Origin of the sequence: Marinitoga sp. 1135, assembly GCF_013363245.1 — a bacterium.
GTDB classification, from domain to species: Bacteria; Thermotogota; Thermotogae; order Petrotogales; family Petrotogaceae; genus Marinitoga; species Marinitoga piezophila.
The window spans coordinates 150,894-174,900 of record NZ_LBEZ01000008.1 but is presented as its reverse complement, the minus strand read 5'-3'; the positions used below and the strand labels follow the sequence as shown (position 1 = coordinate 174,900).

Below are 24,007 nucleotides of genomic sequence, written 5' to 3'. Positions count from 1 at the left end.
TTACTTGTTTTTTTCTATTCTTATGCTTTCAACATCCCAATATACAACTAACCCATCAAAATTACATTTTTTTACTTCTTCAATTATCTTTTCTATTTTATCGCTGGAATCTACTATTTCAACTACTATTGGCAAATCTTCACTTAATGTAAAAAAATCAACTCTATGTACATGATGTTTTTCTCCAAAACCCATTATCCCTTTTAAAACAGTAACTCCTTTAATTCCATGGTCATAACATAATTTTACTATATGTTTATATACAGGGGTTCCATCGCAATGATCACCTTCACCAAGATAAATTCTTAAAAATTTCATGTTCCCAACCTCCCCAATGCATAGCCAAGAAATGCAAATAAAAGACCTAAAAACACGCTTATTGATAGATACAATAATGAATATACATTAAATCCTTCTTCACTTAAAACTATTGTTTCATACATAAATGTTGAGAATGTGGTAAAAGAGCCTATAAACCCTGTGGTGAAAAATAACATAAAATTTTTAGGTAGTTCAAGTCTGTATATACTCAGCGACATTAAAAAACTCAAAACAAATGCACCTATTAAATTTACCATTAATGTTCCATAAGGCATATTTGAAAATGGAAATGCTGTATTTACATATTTTGATACAAGATACCTCGATATTGCTCCTAAAAATCCTCCAATACCAATATAAATCAAGTTCATACAATTCCTCCAGTATCTTAATTTTATAAATATGGATTATTATCATAAATTTAAACGGAGCCAGAATGGGCTCCGTTTAAATTATTTTACTTTTGCTTTTAATTCTTTACCAGCTTTGAATTTAGGTACTTTTCCACCAGGAATTTCAATAGTTTCCTTTGTTTGTGGGTTAACACCTTTTCTTGGTTTTCTTTCTACAACTTCAAAAGTACCGAATCCAACGATTTTTACGTTGTCGCCTTTTGATAAAGCTTCTGACACAACGTCTACAAATGAATCAACAAATAAAGCTGCTTCTTTCTTTGTAACGGATAATTTTTCAGCTAATGCACTAACGAGTTCCTTTTTGTTCATACATGCACCCCCTATGTATTGATATAAACGTATTTCAAGGCAATTTTACCACATTTTTTTGTTAAAATCAAGCATCTATGTTAATTTTAAACATTACAAAAGACTTTATTTTTAAAAGTTCTCTTCTTATTATATGAATATTATTTATTTTCAAGGTTTTCATCATTAAAATATTACTAAAAAACATGTCACTATTTAGAAACCAATCAGGACTGGATTTGTAATATTTCTTTCGGTATAATATATCTGAAAAGCTTGGGGACGTGGTGCAGTTGGTTAGCATGCCGGTCTGTCACACCGGTGGCCGCGGGTTCGAGTCCCGTCGTCCCCGCCAAAAAATCCGGATCTTATGATCCGGATTTTTTTTTATACATATATCTTTTTTATATTCTTCTTTATAACTTCTTCTATTTGTTCTTCATATATTTTTGTTTCCTTTTTCTGTTTTTTCAATCTTATTATTTCTTTAGTAATATGAGAAATTTCATCTTGTATTGTTAAATCAAATTCAGGTATTTTTATATTTTCAAGCAATTTTTGTGTAAAAGACATTCTTCCGCCACGCTTCCCGCCATAGGATATATAATACTCTCTAAAAAATAGCGAATTTAAATATCCTAAAAGAAAATATATATCTTTTTCTAAATACGGTTGAATAAACAATACATCTCCTGAAGGGAAATAACTTTCTTCTGAAAAACTAAAACGATTATATGGTTTTCTATCTAATGCTGGAACATATATTCTTTTACCTGGATTTTCCATTAAAAATTTATAGTTTCTTGCCGCCTGCCATTGATACCATTTTGTTCTCCCTGGCAAAAACCTTTCTGACATTTCTTTTTTGTGTTTTAATAATCTTATGTATACTTCTGGATACTTTTCTTTCAAAATTTTTTCTTCAATGCTTTTATCTATAAATATATATCTATGAAAACCATTTACTATATATCTATCACAATTTTTAGCTTTTATAAACGGTTTTATGAGTTCTTTTGATGAGTTATCCATTTTTTGATACTCATTTTCAGAAATATAGAAAGCTTTTTTATATCCAGATACAAATCCTACACCTATTTTTGCTATATCTTTTAATAATTTATATTCTTGAATATCCCATTTTCGCATTTCTGATGTTGACCATACAGTATTTTTTTTAAATGGCGGTAATTCATAATATTCAAAAAGCTCACTGCTTTTTTTTTCTTCCAGAACTTTTTCAATATCTGATCTAATTTTATTTATATCATTTATTTGCTGGTTTTTGATATTTAATACTTTTATTTTTTTTTCAAATATTCCTTTTTTATACTTAAATATAATTGTTTCAGGATTTTTTGAAAATAACCTTATTTCTCCAAGATCTATTATAATCTCAAAAGATCCGTTTTTTATCATAAAATTTCTTAAATATGCCGCATGTGTGTTAAAAAAGAAATGGTATGGAACTATATATATAAGTTCTCCTTCTTCTTTTAATAACTCTATTGATTTTATAATAAATGCATAATAAATATCCGCTTCAGCATTTTTTGCAATCTTTTTTATTTGTTTGGATAATCTCTTTGGTAAATCACTATAATGTACATAAGGTGGATTACCCATAATAAGATCAAATCTTTCTTTAAAGTTTTTTGTAAGAAAATTTTCTGCTAATATTTCATATTGTGGATATTTTTCTTTGCATAATTTATAAAATTCTTTATTCATCTCTATTCCATATACATTATTAAATCCATACTCCTGTAATTTTTTTAAAAAAACTCCCCTTCCGCATCCAGTATCCAGGGTAAGGGAGTTTTTATTTTTGCCGGTTAATTTAACCATTAATTCTGCTATTAATTCAGGTGTTTCTACAAAACCTATTGGTTTTTTATACATTTTATCATCCTTTGTTTATTTTATTTTCTGCTGCAATTACGCCTTTTTCAACCGTTGTTACCAGCTTTTTTGTATCTAAATCTGGATTATTTTTCAACTGTTTGTACATATAACCTATCGCCTGCATATCAATTTTTGCATAAAACAATGGAGATCCTTCTTTTTCACTCCTATTTCTAAGAAGATAGCTTGGGTGAAATGTTGGGAATATATATATATCGCCATACCATTCTTTAAATCTTCCTCTATGTTTTGTAATGGGAACTGTTTGCTTCAAAAAATAATTTAATGCTGTAGAACCTAACGCAACTATAATTTTTGGTTTTATTGTCATAACCTGCGCAAGGAGAAAATGACTGCATTTTTCCATTTCTTCGCCTGTAGGCACTCTGTTTTTAGGTGGCCTACATTTTACCACATTGGTAATATATAAATCTTCTCTATTTATCTTTGCCACTTCTTTTAACAATTTATCAAGTAAATTCCCTGCTCTTCCTACAAATGGTCTTCCCTGTAAATCTTCATTTGCACCAGGACCTTCACCAACAAACATTATAGGTGTATCTAAACTCCCTTCACCTACTACTACATTATTTCTTGATAAACTTAAAGAACACCCTTTACATTTTTTTATTTTTTCGCTAATTATATCCATATCTTCCATTTTTCCCATTGTTTTCCCTCCAGAATTAGAACATATTTATATCTACACCTTTTTCTTCGGTATATCCAAATGATTTCTCAGGTATATCTGCAATAAAGAACTTTAATTCAAATTGTTTAAATGAAAATTCTGGCAATAATTGTAAATCTCCCTTTAAGTATATTGACCAACATATGATCTTTTTATTAATTTCAAACTGCGAAAATGTCCATTCGTTATTTTTTATATCATATGTAAACGAAATCTTCGCCCAATCATATTTAGTCGCTGTATCATAACCTATTCCAGTTTTTAAATATTGATTTTCAATATCATAATCTATTGAAGTCGTAAGACTTTTAGACGCATCTTTGGCTTTGTAGCTCAAATCGTAATGAATATTGTTATAATCATTAAATAAATTTAAATTCCCTTTATATTTTCCACCATATTTATCGTAAAAAAGATATTTTGATTTTATTTGAGGAATTGTTTCTTTCCAATCTACTTTTTTAAAATAATAATCATAAAATATTTCTATTTTATTTTTACCAAAGGTTATTATATCGTTATTTTCTATCTTTATTATAGGTAATTCTTCATCTTTGTGATTGTATTCAAATTCATATTTATGCTTTAAAATTGCAATCTTTAAAAAACCATTGAAATTTGTCGTAATAAATTCAAAATTTTCTTTTTCCAGAGATGTTTTTGTATTATTTTCAAATTCTAAAATACTATATTTTAAATTATATTTTGTTGTAAAAAAATGCGCAATAAATCTATCTTCTCTATTTTCTTTCATAAAATCAAAAGTTCTATTATATCTTCCATCAAAAGAGTTTTTTACATCTAATATATCCCACGATGCATCGATACCAACAAAATCGGTTAATTTGTTTGTATGCGTAGCGGGAGTGGAAATCCATTTCGGTTCATTAACTAAAACTCTATAATATTGATAATCTGAAACACCATATTGAAAAACAAAAGCTCTAATTTTAAAGTTACCTTTTGTCCCATAGGTAAAATAATTGTATATTCTATCAGGATATATATGTTTAAATGACATTCTCATCTCAGGAGAAAGAGATGAGTCTATTGAAAACCAATTATTATAAAAAAAATCATTTGAATATTTTATAGGTGTAATTTTATTGTATATTGCATCTTTTAAATATAAATTCAAACTTCTTAAATTATCTCTTTCATATAGAGCTGAAAAAGATGTTTTTATTTCATTTTTTAGAGAACCATTGTATATTTTTGAATTTGTAGATGTATTTATACTTATTTTCTTTTTATCCCACGAATCCGATAATTTAGTTGCAGGTCCAGTAATATATAGACGAGTAGAATTTAACTTAAAATAACTTTTTTTATATTTTTTTTCCAGTGAAGGTGTTGTAAGTTTTAAAAAAGTTACAGAACTTAAATTTCTATTTCTCCATGAATACGCTGAATATAATGAAAACTTACCTAAATCTGTTTTTATATCCTTTAAAGACAGAGAAAATGCATCTGAATTGTTTGAAAAACTATGAATAACCTGTGCAGAATAAGTAAGGTTTTCCAATTTTTTTGTTAATGAAAATTTCAAATCTGAAATGCTTGAATTTGAAATACTATTTGAAAACGCAAGTGTTCCAAGAATCATAGGAATTGAATATGTATAACTCATTTTTTGTGAAACTGTATTTTCTTTTGTATTTCTTGAATATTCCTGTGAATAAGATAGTATAGATTTGTCTGGAAATGTGTGATTAATTTTTACTGTAATAGTAATTGAATCATTTTTAAATGCAAAAGCAGCCAAAAATGGAGCTTTCTGTTCTTCAGCTAAACTTTGAAAATAGAAAGGAAAATAAAAAACTGGAATACCAAAAAATTCAAGTGTAACGTCACGCGCAATAAGAAATTGATCAGGATAGATTGTTACATGAGAAGATTTAAAGTAATATGTAATACATTCCTTACATGTTGTCATCTTTACTCTTTCGGAAAATACAACATCATCATCTGTTTTCTTTTTTGAAATTTCAGACCACACGCGTATTTTTACATTCTTTTTTTTTTCATTTTTAAATGATTCTATTGAATATGTATGATTTAAAATTACATCTTTACTTTCAAAATTAACTTCCATTTGAGACGCTTCTATGGTTCTTTTGCCCTGAATATATGTAACATTATCCAATAAATATGCGTTTTGAATTTGATTTTTATCATTAAGAAACCCATATCCTCTTGGAGCTTTAATAATTGAATCTTTGTATTTTATAGTTGTACTTCCTTCAAATGTAATCTTTGTTCCATCTATAGTGATATTCTCGGAATCAATAAATACCTTTTCAGAATATCCGTAATTTGCAAGAAATACCACTACAATACCAACACCAATTATTCTTTTTAAAGGTTCAATTAATTTATATGCTGCTCTTGTATCAAGTAATATAAATAATACAATTCCAACTATACCAAAAAATATATTAGGCAGCCACGGTGCAAGATATGGATTTATAATCTTCTCCTTTCCCAAAGCACTTAACCATGCACCAGACCCCTGATATAATACAACAAGTATAAATGTTGAAATAACACTCCACGATTTACTTTTCAGGTTTATAAATAATGAAAGCGCTACTCCAAGAAGCGCTATAACCATTGGCGCAACTGAATTAGAAAATTTTTCCTGATAACCAACAATTAAAGCTGATGGATCTCCACCAAGTCTTTGGGTTATTTCAATTTTGTGCTTTAATTCTTTTGTTGTCATATCATTTGGACTTTTTGAAAATCTCAGATATTCTTCAACATCCTTTGATATATCCAATTTTAATTTTTTAAATGTAATATCAAGTTTTAAAAGTCCATCATCTGTTAATCTAAAAATTCTTCCATTTTCCATATACCAGGTATCTTTATCCTTAAATGCCTTTTCTGCATGAAAAACCGTTGTTTTAGAATAATCCACCTCATATAATAATATTCCATACAAAATACCCTTATCTTTATCTATTTTCCTTACGTATAAATACTTTTTATTTCTTTCAACCTCAACGAATTTATTCATCTCTATGTTTGCTTGAGCACTTTTATACACATACTTTGAAATAGCTTCTTTTGCTTTCATATTTGATTTTGGAACTATTGTATCGTATAACGCAAAAGTAAAAATTGAAAGAATAAACGATAACACCAGAAAAGGTAATATTATCTTTTTTGATGGGATACCCAAGGACTGTAAAGCTATAATTTCATTATCATTAGATAACCTTGATAAAACCCAGAATATAGAAAAAAGTATTCCCACGGGAATACCCATCACAAGAAAATATGGAATATGGAAAGAGATTAATATAAACAATTTATCAATTCCAACTTTATTTCTTACAATTATATCTGATAATTGATACAATAATTCAACACTTACAAATACGATAAATCCAACAAGTCCCATTAAAAAAGGGGATATAAACTCTTTGGATATGTATTTCAGCAATTTTGTCATTTATCTATTCCCCCATTGAATAAAATATATCAAATCCTTCTTTTGTACATTTATATCTATCCCCGGTCAATATAAATATTGTATACTCTGCAATGTTAGCACTTAAATCAGAAAACTTTTCTATATTTGAAAGTATTTCAATATGTGCCATAATAGATCTAAAATTATCTTTTGAAACTTTCAACATTAAATTTCTTTTAAACGCTTCATACAAACTATCTATTTCATTATCGGTATTACAAATTTCTTTAGCAAGTTCAAATGACTCTCCAAGAACATTCCCGTCTTCTATAACATTTGAAAATAATTTTAACGCATCACCTAACATTCCCTGAGAAATTTCAAAGAGATCTTCAAATTGATATGGATTTATAGAATTCGGTAATTTTAAAAGATCCACATTATTTTTAGCCATTGTTTCACACATATCTGCCATGCTTTCAAGGATTCCTATTATTTTATTGCCTAAAAAAACAATTTTTAATGATTTTCCATAAAGATTATTGGTTGCTATAATCTCCATAGCCTTATATTCAAGGCGTGCTTCTACAAAATCAACACGCGCATCCTGTTCTATAATTTCTTTTGATAACTTCATATTTTTTTCAAAAAAAGCATCTTTGAACTTTAAAAACATTCCCTGGACAATTCTGCCCATTTTTAAAATTTCGTTATGATATGAAATTATTATATTCTTTGTTTCTTCTGGTAATAAATCTATCATATCAATCTCCTACCAAAGCCTAATTTATTTATTAATACTTTAAAAAATGAATAATCATTTTTCTGTGCAAGAGTTACTTTCTTATCAGATGATGAAACTAATACAGCCATTCCACTTTCAATTCTATGAACTATATCGCCATCAACAGTTACATATGCATTACCCGCATCAATATGATGAATCATTATTTCAACATAATTATCAGGAGAAATTACCAACGGTCTTATATTTAAAGAATGTGAAGCTAAAGGATTTATAGTTATAAGATTTAATGAGTGCTCAATTACCGGTCCGCCCATGGACAAAGCATAACCCGTAGAACCTGTTGGAGTTGAAATAATAACTCCATCTCCAGAATAATTTAAAACGCTTTCTCCTTTTATTAATATTTCAAGATCAACTGTTCCAATAGGCTGACTTTTCTGAATGGTTATATCGTTTAAAGATAATATTTTCTTTCCTCCAACATAGCATTCAAGCAAAAATCTATCTGAATAATGCAAATTGTTAGAAGCTATGTCTTTAGCAGCCTGTTCCATTTCTGTGCTATCATATGCAGTTAAAAATCCCAATGTTCCAAGATTTATCCCAACTATAGGTACAGAATATTCAGCAGATAATTCTGCAACTCTTAAAACAGTTCCATCTCCTCCCAAGACAATAAAAACATCAGATTCCTGATAAAGAGTATTATCAGGAAGTGCAGAACCTGCTGGCATTACCTTTAAAATTTCAATATCATTTTCTTCAAAAACATGAAGATAATTGTCTATTATTTCCTGTTTTTTTGCTTTTATAGGATTAAAAAATAAAATTCCTTTCAAGATTATCACCTCAAAACTCGAGCAAGGTCAAAAAGCGTATTAACCAAAAAGCTATCGAGTAATATTAAAATTAATATTGACACAAATGGTGTAAAATCAAACATTCCAACAACCAATCTCCCACCAAATAACCTTCTTACAGGTCTATTTATAAGTTCAGAAACCTGATCGAAAAAATTTCTAATAGGATTATGATAATTAAAGGATATAAATGAAAAAATAGAAGATATAACTATAGATATTTCAAAAAAGTTTATTACTATTCTTAAAACATTTGCTATACCATAAAAAAGATTCCCTAATATGAACATTTTATCAACCTCCTGTTGTATAATTTCGTTTTCCAAATATAAGAGATCCAATTCTCACCATTGTTGTGCCACTTTCTACAGCAATTTCATAATCATTGCTCATACCCATTGATAATTCAGTAATTTTTTCATATTTTACATTTAATTTATCTCTTAATTCTCTCAATTTATCGAAGATATTTTTTATGAGCCCTTTATCATCTGTATATGGTGCCATTGTCATTAAACCCACAACTTCTAAATTTTCATAATGCATCGCCATTTTTATAAATTCTTCAACTTCTTCTGGAACAATACCACCTTTTGTTTCTTCTCCAGAAACGTTTACCTCTATCAATATCTTTTGAATTTTATTGTGTTTTTTAGCTATTTTATCAATTTCCTTTAATTCCTTCTCACGATACACAGAATGTATATATTCAGCAATTGGAACTATATATTTAACTTTATTTGTTTGAATTCTTCCTATAAAATGCCATGTTATATCATAACCCTCTAATTCCTGATGTTTTGCTCTTAATTCCTGAGCTTTGTTTTCTCCAAAATTCTTTATTCCATATTCATATGCTGCTTTAATATAATCAACTGGAAATGTTTTAGAAACTGCCACCAATCTAATTTCGTCAAATTGTCTATTTGATCTTTCAGCTGATTCTTTTATCTTTTCATTTACAAAATCAAGATTTGATTTTATAAATTCCATATTAATTCCCCCATAACGAATATAAATTTTTATTTGACTTTTCAATTCCTAAATGTTTTAAAGCTTTTTCTGTTATCATCCTGCCTCTATGTGTTCTTACCAAAAATCCTTTTTGTAATAAATATGGCTCATATACCTCACTGATACTATCAGCTTCTATTCCTAACGAGGCTGCAAGCGCCTTCAATCCAACCGGACCACCATTATAAAAATCAATAATGGTATTTAATATCTTTCTATCCATTTCGTCAAGACCTTCTTTGTCAATTTCAAGAAGTGTCATTGTTTTTTCTGCAGTATCGACATCTATTAATCCACCATTATTAATTTGAGCATAATCTCTAACACGCTTTAATAATCTATTTGCAATCCTTGGTGTTCCTCTCGAACGTTCCGCAATTAATAAGGCGGCATCATCGGTAATCTTTACATTTAATAAATTCGCACTTCTTATGATTATTTCCTTTAATTCATGCGGTGGATAAAAATTCATTTCCATAATTATTCCAAATCTACTTCTTAATGGCGCAGCAATTAATCCTGTTCGAGTTGTTGCACCAATAAGTGTGAAATGATTTAAATCTATTCTTATTGACCTGGCACCTGGTCCTTTGCCTATAACAATATCAAGCTGAAAATCTTCCATAGCAGAATATAAGATTTCTTCAACTGATCTGTTTATTCTATGAATTTCATCTATAAATAACACATCTCCATTTTGTAAATTGGTTAAAATAGCTGCTAAATCGCCAGCGCGTTCAAGAACAGGACCACTTGTTATCTGTATATTAGCTCCCATTTCATTTGCTATTACATTTGCAAGAGTTGTTTTACCAAGACCAGGTGGCCCTGCAAGTAAAATATGATCTAACGGCTCTTTTCTTTCTTTAGCCGCATCAATGGTTATTTTTAATTTTTCTTTTACTTTTTCCTGACCAATATATTCATTTAAAAATTGTGGTCTTAAATTTATTATTGTACTTTCTTCTGGCTTTTCCTGTGGGTCAAAAATTCTTTCGTCCATATATTCCCTCCAAAAAACTTCGCTTTTATTATTATATCATATTATGATATACAAAAAATATATAATTATTGACAAAAATTATAAAAAAACAATATAACATATTAGAAACAATATACCTTCATAATTTAACACATACATATGGTAAAATATTTATAAAAGGATTTATTGACGGAGGTGTTTCAATGGCAACTATTTTCTGGTTTTTAGTGGTAATAACAATTGTAGTCTTTTTTCATGAATTAGGACATTTTTTATTTGCAAAATTGTTCAAAACCAAAGTAGAAGAATTTGCAATAGGAATGGGACCAAAGTTATTTAGTATAAAAGGTAAAGAAACGGAATTTAAATTTAATCTAATTCCTCTTGGCGGATATGTAAAAATTGCCGGTGAAGAAATGGAAGATACTGATAAAATTTCTGACGATCCATCTTTATTTTATAATAAAAAACCATGGCAGAAATTTCTCATTGCTTTTGCTGGCCCGGCATTTTCAATATTACTTGGATATATAATCTTAGCCTTTTCTGGAATGATATATGGATTTAACGAGGTTAAAATTGCAGAAGTAATACCTGATTCTCCGGCATTTTATAGCGGTCTTGAAGCTGGTGATGTAATTCATAAAGTAAATGGAAATCTTGTTTTTGACAGTTCTATTTTAAGCTTTACCATAAAAGAAGGAAAACCTGTAAAACTTGAAGTTTTGAGAAATAATACACCTGTAGAAATTACTGTAAAACCTGAAAAAACAATACCTGAATATGTTATCGCATTTAAACCTGATACAAACAATATCGAATTAACTAATAAAAAAATTCTGGAATTCAATACACATTCTGCAAATGAAATAAAGGACATTTTGCCTAATCTGGAAAAAAATGACCGTTTAATTTTGAAATTAGATGATGGAAATACTATAGAAGGAAAAATAGTAACTTATTCTATTATTCCTGAAAGATATGCTATAGGTGTATACTTTGCCTCATTTTCAAATGAAATAAATAAAGATATTGAACCTTTTAGAGCAGGAGATAGAATTACAAGTATAAACGGCATTGAAATAAAAAATGGTATTAATCTTATAGATGCACTTTCTAAAATAACTCTTGAACCTGGAACTGAATTAATCAGAATAAAAAATGGGAAAATAGTAGAAAATTACACAGGAAAAGAAAATAAAGACCTGAATATAACTGTATTAAGAAACAATCAAAAAACAAATATAAAAATTTCTAAAGATGCATTTATACAGATTTTACAGGAGCCAATGGTTTTAAAATTTGATTTTGATAAATGGAGGCCAAAAGGTTTTGAGGTTATTACTACTTCAATTCAATGGGCAAATACATTGTTAAAGGCTATGGTTGATATGATTGGACAATTATTTACTGGCAAGGTTAAAACCAGTGAAGTTATGGGGCCTGTCGGAATAGCTGGAGTTGTTGGTCAAGCTGCCAAAGCCGGTCCTGAAGCTTTGATTTCTCTAATTGCATTAATCACCTTGAACCTTGGTATTGTTAATTTATTGCCTATACCTGCCTTAGATGGCGGAAGGATAGTATTTTCTATATATGAAATGATTACCGGAAAAAGAACAAATCCAAAGGTGGAAGCTACAATTCACACTATTGGTTTTATACTCTTAATGATATTATTTATTTTTATTACTTTTAATGACATATCAAGATTTTTCAAATAAACTTATAAATTAATTTTTAGCCATAATATGGTGAAATTAAACAAGAATCTTTTGAATACGAGAGGTGTTTTTATGTTTTCAAAAAAAGTAGTAACTGTTGGAAATGTTAAAATAGGTGGAGATAATCCCATTGTTATACAATCAATGACAAATACAGACACTTTAGATTTCGAATCCACATTAAGACAAATAATTAGATTATCAAATGCAGGAGCTGAAATAGTAAGAGTTTCTGTAAGAACACTTGATGATATACCTTCATTTAAAAAATTATGCGAAAATTCCAATGTACCTCTGGTAGCAGATATTCACTTCGATTACAAAGTAGCAATTGAAGCTATAAAAGCTGGTGCTTCAAAAGTAAGGATTAACCCGGGTAATATTGGCGCAGAATGGAAAGTAAAAGAGGTTGCAAAAGTTGCAAAAGAATATGGAATTCCTATAAGAGTTGGTGCAAATTCAGGTTCTATAAAGAAAAAATATGAAAACCTTGTCCCAAGATATAGGGCATTAGCAGAAAGTGCTCTTGAAGAAGTAAGAATACTGGAAAAAATAGGTTTTGATGATATTGTTATTTCCATCAAATCTACTGATGCAAAAGAAAATTTCTTAGCAAATAAATGTCTTGCTGAAAAGGTTCAATATCCTATTCATATAGGTATTACAGAAGCTGGAATTTATGAGGATGCTGTAATTCTTTCTTCAGCTGGACTTGGTGCTTTGTTATTAAATTATATTGGCGATACAATAAGAATTTCAATTGCAGGCGATCCGGAAAAAGAAGTCGGTGTTGCAAGAAAATTATTAACATTATTGGGATTTAAAAAAGGACCAAGAGTAATTGCATGTCCAACATGTGCAAGAACAGAAATCAACGTTGAAGAACTTGCTTTGAAAGTTAAAGAATGGACCAAAGATATAGACAAAGAAATAAATATAGCTGTAATGGGGTGTGTAGTAAATGGCCCGGGAGAAGCTAAACACGCTGATATTGGAATTGCCGGAACAAAAACAGGTGGAGCAATTTTTGTGAACGGTGAAATTGTCGAAAGTGTTTCACATGAAAAATTAGAAGAAACATTCAAAAGATATATTGAAAAAATGAATCCTGCGAATTAATCGCAGGATTTTTTATTTCTTTTCATTTTATACATTAAATCATCAACCAGCTTCAAATTTTCCTCAGGACTTAATTCATGTGATACTTCAATTATTCCATACGAAAAACTTATATTTTCTTTTATTTTTAACGTTTTCATTTCGATTCTTTTCATAATTAAAGTGGCATCTTTTTTATTTGTATTTGGAAATATTATTACAAATTCATCACCACCATATCTTGCAAAAATATCAGATCCTCTAATGGTTTCATGAACAATTCTGGCAAATTCTTTTAATATTAAATCTCCAACATTATGCCCATATCTATCATTAATCAATTTAAAATCATTTATATCAATAAATGCTATAGAAAATATTTCATTATATCTTTTTGATTTTTCACAAAGTTTTTTAAAATACCCTTCAAAAAATGCTCTATTATATGCTCCTGTTAAGTAATCCCTGATAGATGCCTCATAATATTTTTTTCTCTCTTCATTTAATTGATTGTATAAATCTTTAAAGATTATAATAGCATCTATTATATTAGTTATTTCATCCATTAAACGAATTTCATTTTTTGTAAATGAATCTTCACCCACTTTTTCATACAATATAGCTCCAAAAACCTTATTTTCTTTTTTTAATGGAACCCCATATACGCTATATACCTTTGGGTCTGTTACATGATAAATTTCATATCCTTCAGGAAGTTTAAATTTCACAGAATTTGGTATGTATATCTTCTGGGCTTTATCAATTACAAAATTAGTCAAACTCTTATTATCTCGTGGAAATATTTTATTGCTATATTCAATATTTTCAATATAACCAAAATCAATATATATTTTATTATCTTTTAATGTTGCAATTACAAGAGAATCAATAATTCCTTCTTCTCTTAATGTTTCAAAAATCTTATTGTATAATTTCATACTATCAAAACTTTGTGGAGAAAAAAGCGATAAAGTTTCTCGTCTTAATTTCTCAGCAACTTCAAGATATTTTTTATTATACAAAATGATATCACGTGTAATATCAGCAACATATATAACAGAATAGGCCTCATTATTATATATAATTCCACGAAAACCTATTTCATATAAAGTATTCTCTATCTCTTCAAGATATGAAAAATCCATTTCGTTCTTATTATCCTTAAAATATGTTAAAACCTGAAAAATCGGCATAAATTTTTTGAAATTAGGAAATTTTTCTATAAACATATCAAACGCATTTTGAGAGCAAATGGGAGGGATTTGCTGCAAATCTACCTGGAATCTTTTTGCTAATTCCGTCATTTTTTCATTTACATATATGTACTTTTTATCTTTTAAAATTGCAATTCCAACATCACTTTTATTTAAAAATTTTTCAAATAATCCACCAAGTAATTCTTTGTTTATATTTTTCCCTCCTTAATTATGAGCTCACTAAGAATTATAACATAAATATTACTTTTATAAATGACAATATAATAAAAACACATTCCAAAATCCGAATAATTTTCTAAATCCAGTAATCATATTAATTATGTAATATTATTTTAACAAAAATAGTATAACATTATATGAACATTGTTCATATAAGGAGGTGACCTTTATGCCAAAAATTTTAAAAGATGTTGAAAGAAAAATTTTAGATGCATCTATGAGAGTTATTGAAAATGAAGGTATTGAGAAACTAAATATTAGATACATCTCAAAAATTGCTGGAATAGGTTTAGGAACAACATATAATTATTTTAAAAATAAAGATGAAATAATTTTACGTTGTATAGAAATTTACTGGAAAAAAGCTATCACCGATTTAAAAAATCGAAATTTCAACAATAATGAGGATTTTTTAGACATATTATATTCAAAGATTTATAAATATCAATTTCTTTTCAAAGATTTCTGGAAAAACCATGAATTACTAAAAATTCCTCAAAAAAGATTTCATATGATAAACGAATTAAAAAAGATAATTTTAGAAAAAAGCACACTGGACAATCCTGAATTTATAATTCAAAATCTTATGGCAACAGCTGTTTGGGATTTTATAAAATATGAAGAAGTTAAAAAAATACTATTAGAAAGGATGGGATAAAAATGTTATTAGGTGCTATTATTACTATTGTATTGGCATTTGTTTTTTATACATGGGGAGTATTTGGTGAAAAAATAAAAGGTAAATTAACAGGAAAATTTTTATCTCTTTTCTGGATAGGTTTTGTCTTTGATACAACTGGAACAACATTAATGTCAATGATTTCAACAAATCCTCAACCATTTCATAAAATAACAGGAATGGCTGCAATAATTTTAATGTTAATACATGCACTTTGGGGAAGTCTTGTTTATTTTAAAAAGGACGAAAAATGGATTAAAAACTTTCATAAATTTAGCTTATTTGTGTGGTTAATATGGTTAATCCCCTTTTTAAGTGGAATGTTTTTTGGTGCAAGTAGATAATAAAATTCGGTGTGCTAACTTCCTGATTTTTTATGATATAATTTAATTATCATATATATCCTTAAAGGAGGTTAGCATTATGAAAGAGAAAATTCTTGAACATGTAGAAAAAAATAAAGATGAAATTATTGAAACTTCAAAACGTTTTATATCTATAAATTCCGTAAATCCCCGTGCAGGTGGCCCCGGGGAAAAAGAAGTTGCTGAATGGCTTGAATCATATTTAAAAACAATGAAATTTGATGAAATAAAACGTTATGACGCACCAGATGATATTGTGGAATATGGTTTCAGACCTAATATTGTAGCTATTTATAAGGGAACTTCACCAGAAAGAACTATATGGTTTATTACACATATGGATAAAGTGCCTGAAGGGGATCTTTCATTGTGGGATCATGATCCATTTGATCCAGTAATTAAAGATGGAAAAATATACGGAAGAGGTGCAGAAGATAACGGAAGCTCACTTGTTGCAACTCTTCACGGTTTAAAAACATTAATGGATTTAAATATTAGACCTAAAAACAATATTGCTCTTGTTTTTGTTTCAGATGAAGAAACAGGTAGCGATTATGGTATAAAATATCTTGTCAAACAGGGAATTTTTGATAAAAATGACTGGTATTACGTACCCGATTCAGGTAATCCTGAAGGTTCTTTTATAGAAATTGCAGAAAAATCCATATTATGGTTAAAAATAGTTACAGAAGGAAAACAGGCTCATGCTTCTGCACCAACTGTTGCTAAAAACGCTCATAGAGCTGCAATATACTTTGCAAAAGAATTAGATGAATTTTTACATGAAAAATATGTCGCAAAAGATCCTTTATTTAATATTCCGTTTTCAACATTTGAACCTACCAAAAAAGAACATAATGTGGATAATATAAATACTATTCCAGGAACAGATATAATGTATTTTGATTGCAGAATTTTACCTCAATACGATTTAAATGAAATACTTGCAGATGTGGAAAATATAAAGAAAAAATACGAAGAAAAATTCGGTGTAAAGATTCATATTGAAACACCACAAATGGAAAAGGCTCCTGATCCAACTCCAGCGGATCATCCATCTGTATTGAAATTAAAAGAAGCTATTAAAGAATTAAGAAATATTGATGCAACAGTTGGCGGAATCGGTGGCGGAACATGTGCTGCCATTTTAAGAGAAGCAGGATTACCTGCTCTTGTATGGGGAACCATGGATCACACTGCACATCAACCAAATGAATATATAAAGATAGAACATCTAATTGCAGATACAAAAATCTATGCATATTTAATGGCAAATCTTTAAACAGGAGGGAATTACAATGGGCGTTTTAGACGGATTAAAACCTGAAAAAGTTTTTAAATTTTTTGAAGAAATAAGTATGATTCCAAGATGTTCTGGTAATGAAAAAGCCATTAGCGATTATCTTGTTAAATTTGCAAAAGAAAGAAATCTTGAATATATTCAGGATGATGCATTAAATGTAATTATTAAAAAACCTGCAACCCCTGGCTATGAAAATGTTCCCGGAGTTATTATACAGGGACATATAGATATGGTATGTGAAAAAACTTCTGATAGTAATCATGATTTCTCAAAGGATCCTTTAAAACTTCAAATAGATGGTGATTTCATAAAAGCTACAAATACCACTTTAGGTGCTGATAATGGAATTGCTGTAGCTTATGCGCTTGCAATACTTGATTCTGACGACATTGAACATCCGTATATTGAAGTGTTGATGACAACTGAAGAAGAAACAGGAATGGGCGGAGCTAATGCTTTAGATCCAGAATTATTAAAAGGAAAGGTATTATTAAATATCGATTCTGAAGAAGAAGGAATCTTTTACGTAAGCTGTGCTGGTGGTTTAAGGGATATAATTACATTACCTATTGAATTTATGGATGCACCATCAGGTTTTAAATCATATGAAATAAAAGTTTTTGGTCTTCAGGGTGGCCATTCAGGAATGGAAATAATAAAACAAAGAGGAAATGCAAATAAACTTCTTGGAAGAGTTTTATATGATTTAAATAAAAAAATAGAAGTTTATGGTATTTCAATTGATGGTGGAGATAAGAGCAATGCCATCCCAAGGGAAGCTACTGCAAAAATTCTTGCAAAAGATAAAACAAAATTAATTGAAATTATAGATTATTGGAAAAATGTATTTAAAAATGAATTTTCTATTACAGATCCTGATGTTGAATTATCTGTAAATGAAATTGAGCATTATAATAAAGTTATGACAAAAGATTCGTTTGAGAAAGCTATAAATATTTTAATGCTTGTTCATGACGGAATTCAAACAATGAGTAAAGCAATAGAAGGTCTTGTAGAAAGCTCAAGTAATCTTGGCGTTGTTAAAACTTTCGATAATAGAATTGAATTTACAAGCGCCACAAGAAGTTCTGTTGAGACATTAAGAGATCTTATTCATAATAAAGCTGAAATTATAGCAAAGTTAAATGGCGCTAAAATTACAACAAATGCTCCATATCCTGCATGGGAATATAAAAAAGATTCTAAAATTAGAGAATTAATGAAAAAGGTTTATAAAGATATGTACGGAAAAGAACCGGAAATAACAGCTATTCATGCTGGACTTGAATGTGGTATTTTATCCGGAAAAATGAAAGATGTGGACATGATTTCATTTGGACCAAATATTTATGGTGCTCATACACCTGAAGAAAAATTGAGTATTTCTTCAACACAAAGGGTATGGGAATTTCTTCTTAACGTATTAAAAGAAATGAAAAATTATTGAAAAACCCCCGTCTAACGGGGGTTTTCTTTATCAAAGACTATTTATAACTCTTTTAGATATTTCGTTATGTTTTTCTATAATTTTCGGAAGTTCTTCATCTAATATTTCTCCATCTTTTATTCTAATTTTACCATTGATTACTGAAAGATCTACCTGTTTTCCATCGCACATTAACACTGCACCAAGTGGATCATCAAGGCCTCCTGCAAACTCAAGTCTATTAAGGTTAAAACCTATAAAGTCTGCAGCTTTTCCAATTTCAAGACTTCCTATATAATCATCCATTCTTAACACTCTTGCTCCGCCCATTGTTCCCATCTTTAACGCTTCTCTTACTGTTAAAGCATCCGCACCATATTTTACTCTTTGAAGCAACAATGCATTTCTAACCTCTGCTATCATATTATTTGTATCATTACTTGCGCTCCCGTCTACTGCAATCCCTATGCGTATTTTATCTTTCATTTCTGTAACTGGTGCAATACCTGAGCCCAATCTCATATTTGATGATGGACAATGAGCCATTCCAACATCATTTTTTGCCAATTTATCTATATCGCTTTCGTTTAACCATACAAGATGTGCAAACCATGCTCTTGGATTTAACCATCCAAGTTCTTCCATGTAATCTACTGGTCTTTTACCAAAACGTTCTATACAATAATTCTCTTCATCAAGTGTTTCTGCAACATGTGTATGGATTAATACGTCATATTCATCGGCAATTTTTACTGTTTCTCTCATTAAATCTGCTGTTACTGAAAATGGAGAACATGGAGCAAGTGCTACTCGTAACATTGAGTATTTTGATGAATCATGATATTTTTCTATTACCCTAATGCTTTCTTTTATGATTTCTTTTTCTGTTTGAACAACGCTATCTGGTGGTAATCCTCCATCTTTTTTACTCATTGACATACTTCCTCTTGTAGGATGGAACCTAATACCAGTTTTTATAGCTCCTTCTACTTCAGCGTCAAATGCCTCATTTAATCCGTATGGATAAAGATATAAATGGTCTGTAGTGGTTGTTACACCTGTTTTCATCATTTCATAATTACCAATTATTGAGCTGATGTAGAATCCTTCTCTATCTATATTTTTCCAGCGTTCATATAAAAATACAAGCCAGTCAAAAAGTTTTGCATTTTGTGCTCCTTTTACATTTCTTGTTAATGTTTGATATAAGTGATGATGTGTATTTACAAAACCTGGCATTATAAGCATGTCTTTACAATCAATAATTTCATCAACTTCCTCATCGAAGTTCCCGCTACCTATATCTTTTATCACATTATCTTCAACAAGAATATAGGCGTTTTCAATTTCAGTATCTTTATTATCAAAAGTGGCAAGATATGAAATATTTTTGAATAACTTTCTCATTCGTCAAGCCACACCTTTCTTAAAGTTGCTTTATGTTCTTCCCTATATTGTTCAAGCATTTTATCCATTTCTTTTACTTTTCTCTGATGTTCTTCCCAATATGCCTGTTCCTTTTGTGCATTTAATTCTTCAAGCGTTTTTCCCTGTTGTTCTATCCATGTATAGTATTTTAGATTATGCCATCTTTCTCTGTTATACTTGTCTCCTTCGAAGATACCTGATGTTTCCTGATAAAGGAATATTCTTTCCACTCTTGATTTTGCTTCAGCTCTATCCAATTTTCCATATGTTTTTGTCATCTGTTCCATAACTGAATGATATCTATCTATATTATCTGTTGCAACAACAAAGATATTATCATCTGATTTTAAATTATAGAATTTAGCCATTTTTATTGCACCGATAACATTAGCAACACCTGATATACCAAATTTATCTGAAATATATTCAACCATTTCTGGATCTACAAATTCCTTAAGGAATTTTTTACCTTCTTCATCTGTTAATACCTGAAGCATTTTTTTACTATCTATATCGTCAACAAGTACTACCGCATCATTATTCATTACATTATGAATCCATGTAACGTGTTTATCCCCAATTCCCTGAATATCATGCCCGCCGTATCCATTTAATGAAATTGTTGGACATTGTACTGGCTCCATAGCTACAACCTTAACTTCAGGAAATTCCTGTTTTACTCTATCTCCACTGGCAATTGTTCCCGCAGAACCTACTCCCAATACAATTGCTGCAATTCTTTCATTACCTATATGATATCTTCTAACTGTTTCTATCATTGTATTACCTGTTACATAGTAATGAAATCTGTAGTTCCCAAATGCTTCAAACTGGTTCAATATTCTAATATGTTCTGGATCCTGTTCGTATAGTTCTTTGGATTTATCATATATCTCTTTAACGTTTGATTCACAACCTGGTGTTGGAATAACGTCTGAACCATACTTTCTAATAATATCAAATCTTTCCTGACTCATTTCTTCAGGCAATAATACAAGAGAATCATAGTTCATTCTTGAACTTACAAATGCTCCACCTATTCCATAATTTCCTGTTGATGGCCATACCAATTTATGTATTGATGGATCAACTTCATGTGTAATTGTTTTTTCCATCAATACAGAATATGTTGCTCCAACCTTATGACTTCCTGATGGAAAATCTTTTGCATATAGCACTATAATATTTGCTTCAACACCTGTTAATTCTTTTGGCATAACAAAATATCTAATTTCATTGTTTTCATCCTTCCAGGATATATTAAAAAGATTAATTGGATGAAGCGGATCCTTTTCTTTCATTTCAATAGCTCTCTGTCTAATCTCTGGATCGATTTTTTCTGGATGTAGCATTTCTTCATATGTAGGTCCTACTATAGGCACTTTTTTCATACTATTACCCCCCTGAGTTTTATATTATATCTTCCATAGATATTGGAATTTTTGTTATTTTTTTACCTGTTGCATGCGCAACCGCATTTGCTATTGAAGGTGGTGCTGTCATCAATGAAGGCTCTCCTATACCTTTAGCCCCAAACGGCCCATATGGAAATTCTTCTTCTACAACATCAGCAACAATTTCAGGTATATCCTTTATTGTTGGAATTATATAATTATTAAAGTTATCTGTTATAATTTTTCCTTCTTTTTGCTTTATTTCTTCCATAATAGCATGCCCCATACCCTGAACAGCTCCGCCTTGAATCTGTCCAATTACTCCGTCATAATTTATTGCTTTTCCTATATCGTGGGAAATCCACATCTTTTTTACATCAATCTTTCCTGTTAATGTATCAACTTCAACAAGGGATAATTGTGTAGAATACGTATAAGTAACATATGCCTCGCCAACTCCATTTTCCATATCAAAATGAAGTTTAGGTGACTTAAACCAGCCCGATTCATTGAGCTTTACATTGGCATCATTGGCCATTTTAGCAATTTCATCAAAGGTAAAGTTTTTATCCTTTATTTTATAATACCCAAGATTAATTTCTATATCAGATTTTTCAACATCAAATTTATCAGATAAAAACTCAAGTATGTTGTTTTTAATCTTTTCTGCAGCATCTTTTGCTGCATTACCACTAAATATTGTTGTTCTTGAAGCAACTGTTGGACCACTATCCTGAACAATAAATGTATCTGTCTGCAATACTTTTATTTTTTCAAGTTTTTGCCCTAATATCTCAGAAACAATCATTGATATTGCCGTTTTAGAACCCTGACCAATTTCAGTACCCCCAAACATTATGTTTATTGTTCCGTCTGGAAATACATGAACTTCTGAATTTGATGCATCAAGATGTTGCCCGCCAGCACCAAGACTAACCCCGTATATAATATGAGACCATCCCAACCCACGTTTTTTTATTTTATTTGTTTTATTAAATTCTTCAACTTCCTTTTTTAGCTCTTCATAATTTGATAGTTTTTTAATATTTTCCAGTGTTTTTTTAGCTCCAACAGAAAATTCTAATTTATGACCTGTTGATGTTTCCGCACCAACTTCAAGAGCATTTTTATAACGTATTTCCCACGGATCTATATTTAATTTTTCCGCTGCTTCATCCATTACTCTTTCTATAGCAAATAATACCTGTGGTGAACCAAATCCTCTAAATGCACCACATGGAACTTTATTTGTATATACACCATAAACATCTACATGTACATTTGGAACTTTGTATGCTCCAGCTGCATGTGTAAGCGTTCGATACATTACTATTGGCGATAATGTTGAATATGCTCCCATATCAAGATAAGATTCAACCTTTACTCCAAGTAAAGTTCCATCTTTCTTAAACGCTACTTTATAATGAGATTTTGATGGATGTCTTTTACTTGTTTCTTTTATATCGTGTTCTCTGGAATATATTAACTTCACAGGCCTTTTTGTTAAATATGAAAGCAAAGCTGCCTTCGAAGCAATATATGATGGAACATCTTCTTTTCCACCAAAACCGCCGCCAGTTTCCATTTGAATTACATCTACTTTATTAAATGGAATGTCGAGTATTTCAGAAACGTCTTCCTGAACATAGAAAGGACATTGCATCGAGGCATATATTTTCATTATTTCACCATCATAATATGCTACCGCTCCCTGTGTTTCAAGATATGCCTGTTCCTGATAATCTGTTCTGAATTCTCTTTCAATTACAAGATCAGCATTTTCAAATGCTTTATCTATTTCTCCACGTCTTATTTTCTTATGAAATGCTATATTGGATTCAGGATCATGTACTTTTATTTCATCTTTTATGGATTCTTCTATAGTAAGTACCGGCTGTAATTCTTCAATTTCAAACTTTACTTTTTTAATAGCTTCTTCTACAGCTTCTTTTGTCTCACCTGCAATTAATGCAATAGCATCATGTTCAAAACGTATTTTCTCCCCAACAGGAACCAAAAACCACATATCCTTTATTAAAACTCCAAATTTGTTTGTTCCCGGTACATCTTTATATGTTGCCACTTTTATTATCCCGGAAACGTTTTCAGCCTCAGATATATCAATACTTTTTAAGATACCATGAGGAACATTTGAATAAACAACACCTGCATAAATCATTCTATCTAAATATAAATCAGGTGTATATTTGGCTTCGCCATATGCTTTTTCATGAGCTTCTATTCTTTTCGCAACCTTTCCAACTATTTTCATATATTATCCCCCCGAAATACTATTGAATTATTTTTTAACTCTAGATTAAATTTTACCTTATTTTAGGCTTATTTTAATAACTCGTTTTAAAAAGAAAAAGTTTCTTTTTTAAACTTAAATAAACATAACGTCGTTAAATCCGTTTTATTCGAGAATATAGAAAAATATTCTTTTTATTATATTGATTTGTCCAGGATAAAAATATTATAATATAAAAGTTTCTAAAATATCGATTATAA

At 29.6% G+C, this 24,007-nt stretch carries 21 protein-coding genes and 1 tRNA gene; 7 read left to right on the top strand and 15 right to left on the bottom strand.

The annotated features are described in order from the left end of the window. The 3 genes from XO10_RS05045 to XO10_RS05035 all read right to left on the bottom strand — a co-directional run bounded on the left by XO10_RS05045 (position 1) and on the right by XO10_RS05035 (position 1,046). Positions 1-318, bottom strand: coding sequence for a DUF190 domain-containing protein (locus XO10_RS05045; RefSeq protein ID WP_014296426.1), 318 nt, complete (start codon positions 316-318; stop codon positions 1-3). Then, positions 315-692, bottom strand: a complete 378-nt coding sequence (gene crcB, locus XO10_RS05040) for a fluoride efflux transporter CrcB (protein WP_014296427.1) — start codon at positions 690-692, stop codon at positions 315-317. Before crcB ends, XO10_RS05045 begins: the two co-directional genes overlap by 4 nt. An 81-nt stretch (positions 693-773) precedes the next feature. Then, positions 774-1,046 (bottom strand): HU family DNA-binding protein, encoded by a 273-nt coding sequence (locus XO10_RS05035; RefSeq protein WP_014296428.1) that lies wholly within the window; start codon positions 1,044-1,046, stop codon positions 774-776. Positions 1,047-1,303: 257 nt separating this feature from the next. Between XO10_RS05035 and XO10_RS05030 the strand changes: the two genes are divergently transcribed. Continuing rightward, positions 1,304-1,380 (top strand) — tRNA-Asp (locus tag XO10_RS05030). A gap of 32 nt (positions 1,381-1,412) precedes the next feature. On the opposite strand, the gene XO10_RS05025 is transcribed toward XO10_RS05030, so the two are convergent. The 8 genes from XO10_RS05025 to ruvB are packed head-to-tail and all read right to left on the bottom strand — an operon-like array spanning position 1,413 to position 10,667. After that, positions 1,413-2,927 carry a class I SAM-dependent methyltransferase gene (locus XO10_RS05025; protein ID WP_175418228.1) on the bottom strand — a complete coding sequence of 505 codons (1,515 nt, stop codon included), beginning with the start codon at positions 2,925-2,927 and terminating at the stop codon, positions 1,413-1,415. Positions 2,928-2,931: 4 nt separating this feature from the next. Then, positions 2,932-3,600 (bottom strand): uracil-DNA glycosylase family protein, encoded by a 669-nt coding sequence (locus XO10_RS05020; protein WP_175418229.1) that lies wholly within the window; start codon positions 3,598-3,600, stop codon positions 2,932-2,934. 16 nt (positions 3,601-3,616) lie between these two features. Next, complete coding sequence (locus XO10_RS05015) at positions 3,617-7,081, bottom strand: LptF/LptG family permease (protein ID WP_175421201.1); 3,465 nt, start codon at positions 7,079-7,081, stop codon at positions 3,617-3,619. A 4-nt stretch (positions 7,082-7,085) separates the two neighbouring features. Then, complete coding sequence (locus tag XO10_RS05010) at positions 7,086-7,805, bottom strand: DUF47 family protein (protein ID WP_014296432.1); 720 nt, start codon at positions 7,803-7,805, stop codon at positions 7,086-7,088. Further along, on the bottom strand, positions 7,802-8,629 hold the full coding sequence (locus tag XO10_RS05005; protein WP_014296433.1) for an NAD(+)/NADH kinase: 828 nt from the start codon (positions 8,627-8,629) through the stop codon (positions 7,802-7,804). The genes XO10_RS05010 and XO10_RS05005 overlap by 4 nt, the downstream gene beginning before the upstream one ends. A gap of 5 nt (positions 8,630-8,634) precedes the next feature. Further along, a complete protein-coding gene (locus tag XO10_RS05000; protein ID WP_014296434.1) occupies positions 8,635-8,940 on the bottom strand; it encodes a YggT family protein in 306 nt (101 codons plus the stop codon). A 4-nt stretch (positions 8,941-8,944) separates the two neighbouring features. After that, a complete protein-coding gene (locus XO10_RS04995; RefSeq protein WP_175418230.1) occupies positions 8,945-9,643 on the bottom strand; it encodes a YggS family pyridoxal phosphate-dependent enzyme in 699 nt (232 codons plus the stop codon). A gap of 1 nt (position 9,644) precedes the next feature. Continuing rightward, a complete protein-coding gene (gene ruvB, locus XO10_RS04990) occupies positions 9,645-10,667 on the bottom strand; it encodes a Holliday junction branch migration DNA helicase RuvB (RefSeq protein WP_014296436.1) in 1,023 nt (340 codons plus the stop codon). 182 nt (positions 10,668-10,849) lie between these two features. On the opposite strand from ruvB, the gene XO10_RS04985 reads away from it, so the two are divergent. Beyond that, on the top strand, positions 10,850-12,367 hold the full coding sequence (locus tag XO10_RS04985) for a site-2 protease family protein (protein ID WP_175421200.1): 1,518 nt from the start codon (positions 10,850-10,852) through the stop codon (positions 12,365-12,367). A gap of 72 nt (positions 12,368-12,439) precedes the next feature. Continuing rightward, positions 12,440-13,486 carry a flavodoxin-dependent (E)-4-hydroxy-3-methylbut-2-enyl-diphosphate synthase gene (gene ispG / locus XO10_RS04980; protein WP_014296438.1) on the top strand — a complete coding sequence of 349 codons (1,047 nt, stop codon included), beginning with the start codon at positions 12,440-12,442 and terminating at the stop codon, positions 13,484-13,486. Here ispG and XO10_RS04975 read toward each other — a convergent pair. Further along, positions 13,483-14,694: a GGDEF domain-containing protein gene (locus XO10_RS04975; RefSeq protein ID WP_050899157.1), complete on the bottom strand. Its 1,212-nt coding sequence runs from the start codon at positions 14,692-14,694 to the stop codon at positions 13,483-13,485. The two genes, ispG and XO10_RS04975, sit on opposite strands and share 4 nt — an antisense overlap. A gap of 376 nt (positions 14,695-15,070) precedes the next feature. Between XO10_RS04975 and XO10_RS04970 the strand changes: the two genes are divergently transcribed. The 4 genes from XO10_RS04970 (at position 15,071) to XO10_RS04955 (ending at position 18,695) form a co-directional block, all read left to right on the top strand. Further along, complete coding sequence (locus tag XO10_RS04970; RefSeq protein ID WP_075780442.1) at positions 15,071-15,559, top strand: TetR/AcrR family transcriptional regulator; 489 nt, start codon at positions 15,071-15,073, stop codon at positions 15,557-15,559. 2 nt (positions 15,560-15,561) lie between these two features. Further along, positions 15,562-15,924, top strand: a complete 363-nt coding sequence (locus XO10_RS04965) for an HsmA family protein (RefSeq protein WP_075780443.1) — start codon at positions 15,562-15,564, stop codon at positions 15,922-15,924. A 79-nt stretch (positions 15,925-16,003) separates the two neighbouring features. Next, positions 16,004-17,227 (top strand): M20 family metallo-hydrolase, encoded by a 1,224-nt coding sequence (locus XO10_RS04960; protein WP_175421199.1) that lies wholly within the window; start codon positions 16,004-16,006, stop codon positions 17,225-17,227. Positions 17,228-17,243: 16 nt separating this feature from the next. Then, complete coding sequence (locus XO10_RS04955; protein ID WP_075780444.1) at positions 17,244-18,695, top strand: aminoacyl-histidine dipeptidase; 1,452 nt, start codon at positions 17,244-17,246, stop codon at positions 18,693-18,695. A gap of 30 nt (positions 18,696-18,725) precedes the next feature. Here the strand turns inward: XO10_RS04955 and XO10_RS04950 are convergent, their stop codons facing one another. From XO10_RS04950 to XO10_RS04940, 3 genes are read right to left on the bottom strand one after another with little or no spacing between them, the layout of a single operon-like run. Further along, a complete protein-coding gene (locus tag XO10_RS04950; protein ID WP_014296442.1) occupies positions 18,726-20,081 on the bottom strand; it encodes an 8-oxoguanine deaminase in 1,356 nt (451 codons plus the stop codon). Continuing rightward, the gene (locus XO10_RS04945; protein WP_014296443.1) at positions 20,078-21,493 is read right to left on the bottom strand and encodes a pyridoxal-phosphate dependent enzyme; all 1,416 of its coding nucleotides are present in this window, start codon (positions 21,491-21,493) and stop codon (positions 20,078-20,080) included. The genes XO10_RS04950 and XO10_RS04945 overlap by 4 nt, the downstream gene beginning before the upstream one ends. A gap of 19 nt (positions 21,494-21,512) precedes the next feature. Continuing rightward, the gene (locus XO10_RS04940) at positions 21,513-23,768 is read right to left on the bottom strand and encodes a xanthine dehydrogenase family protein molybdopterin-binding subunit (RefSeq protein WP_075780445.1); all 2,256 of its coding nucleotides are present in this window, start codon (positions 23,766-23,768) and stop codon (positions 21,513-21,515) included. Between the last annotated feature and the right edge of the window lie 239 nt (positions 23,769-24,007).

What these genes read in the sequence shown, in the direction of transcription:
- XO10_RS05045 (WP_014296426.1), bottom strand. Translation starts at nt 318, where the DNA reads ATGAAATTTTTAAGAATTTATCTTGGTGAAGGTGATCATTGCGATGGA.
- crcB (WP_014296427.1), bottom strand. Translation starts at nt 692, where the DNA reads ATGAACTTGATTTATATTGGTATTGGAGGATTTTTAGGAGCAATATCG.
- XO10_RS05035 (WP_014296428.1), bottom strand. Translation starts at nt 1,046, where the DNA reads ATGAACAAAAAGGAACTCGTTAGTGCATTAGCTGAAAAATTATCCGTT.
- XO10_RS05025 (WP_175418228.1), bottom strand. Translation starts at nt 2,927, where the DNA reads ATGTATAAAAAACCAATAGGTTTTGTAGAAACACCTGAATTAATAGCA.
- XO10_RS05020 (WP_175418229.1), bottom strand. Translation starts at nt 3,600, where the DNA reads ATGGGAAAAATGGAAGATATGGATATAATTAGCGAAAAAATAAAAAAA.
- XO10_RS05015 (WP_175421201.1), bottom strand. Translation starts at nt 7,081, where the DNA reads ATGACAAAATTGCTGAAATACATATCCAAAGAGTTTATATCCCCTTTT.
- XO10_RS05010 (WP_014296432.1), bottom strand. Translation starts at nt 7,805, where the DNA reads ATGATAGATTTATTACCAGAAGAAACAAAGAATATAATAATTTCATAT.
- XO10_RS05000 (WP_014296434.1), bottom strand. Translation starts at nt 8,940, where the DNA reads ATGTTCATATTAGGGAATCTTTTTTATGGTATAGCAAATGTTTTAAGA.
- XO10_RS04995 (WP_175418230.1), bottom strand. Translation starts at nt 9,643, where the DNA reads ATGGAATTTATAAAATCAAATCTTGATTTTGTAAATGAAAAGATAAAA.
- ruvB (WP_014296436.1), bottom strand. Translation starts at nt 10,667, where the DNA reads ATGGACGAAAGAATTTTTGACCCACAGGAAAAGCCAGAAGAAAGTACA.
- XO10_RS04985 (WP_175421200.1), top strand. Translation starts at nt 10,850, where the DNA reads ATGGCAACTATTTTCTGGTTTTTAGTGGTAATAACAATTGTAGTCTTT.
- ispG (WP_014296438.1), top strand. Translation starts at nt 12,440, where the DNA reads ATGTTTTCAAAAAAAGTAGTAACTGTTGGAAATGTTAAAATAGGTGGA.
- XO10_RS04975 (WP_050899157.1), bottom strand. Translation starts at nt 14,694, where the DNA reads ATGTTTATAGAAAAATTTCCTAATTTCAAAAAATTTATGCCGATTTTT.
- XO10_RS04970 (WP_075780442.1), top strand. Translation starts at nt 15,071, where the DNA reads ATGCCAAAAATTTTAAAAGATGTTGAAAGAAAAATTTTAGATGCATCT.
- XO10_RS04965 (WP_075780443.1), top strand. Translation starts at nt 15,562, where the DNA reads ATGTTATTAGGTGCTATTATTACTATTGTATTGGCATTTGTTTTTTAT.
- XO10_RS04960 (WP_175421199.1), top strand. Translation starts at nt 16,004, where the DNA reads ATGAAAGAGAAAATTCTTGAACATGTAGAAAAAAATAAAGATGAAATT.
- XO10_RS04955 (WP_075780444.1), top strand. Translation starts at nt 17,244, where the DNA reads ATGGGCGTTTTAGACGGATTAAAACCTGAAAAAGTTTTTAAATTTTTT.
- XO10_RS04950 (WP_014296442.1), bottom strand. Translation starts at nt 20,081, where the DNA reads ATGAGAAAGTTATTCAAAAATATTTCATATCTTGCCACTTTTGATAAT.
- XO10_RS04945 (WP_014296443.1), bottom strand. Translation starts at nt 21,493, where the DNA reads ATGAAAAAAGTGCCTATAGTAGGACCTACATATGAAGAAATGCTACAT.
- XO10_RS04940 (WP_075780445.1), bottom strand. Translation starts at nt 23,768, where the DNA reads ATGAAAATAGTTGGAAAGGTTGCGAAAAGAATAGAAGCTCATGAAAAA.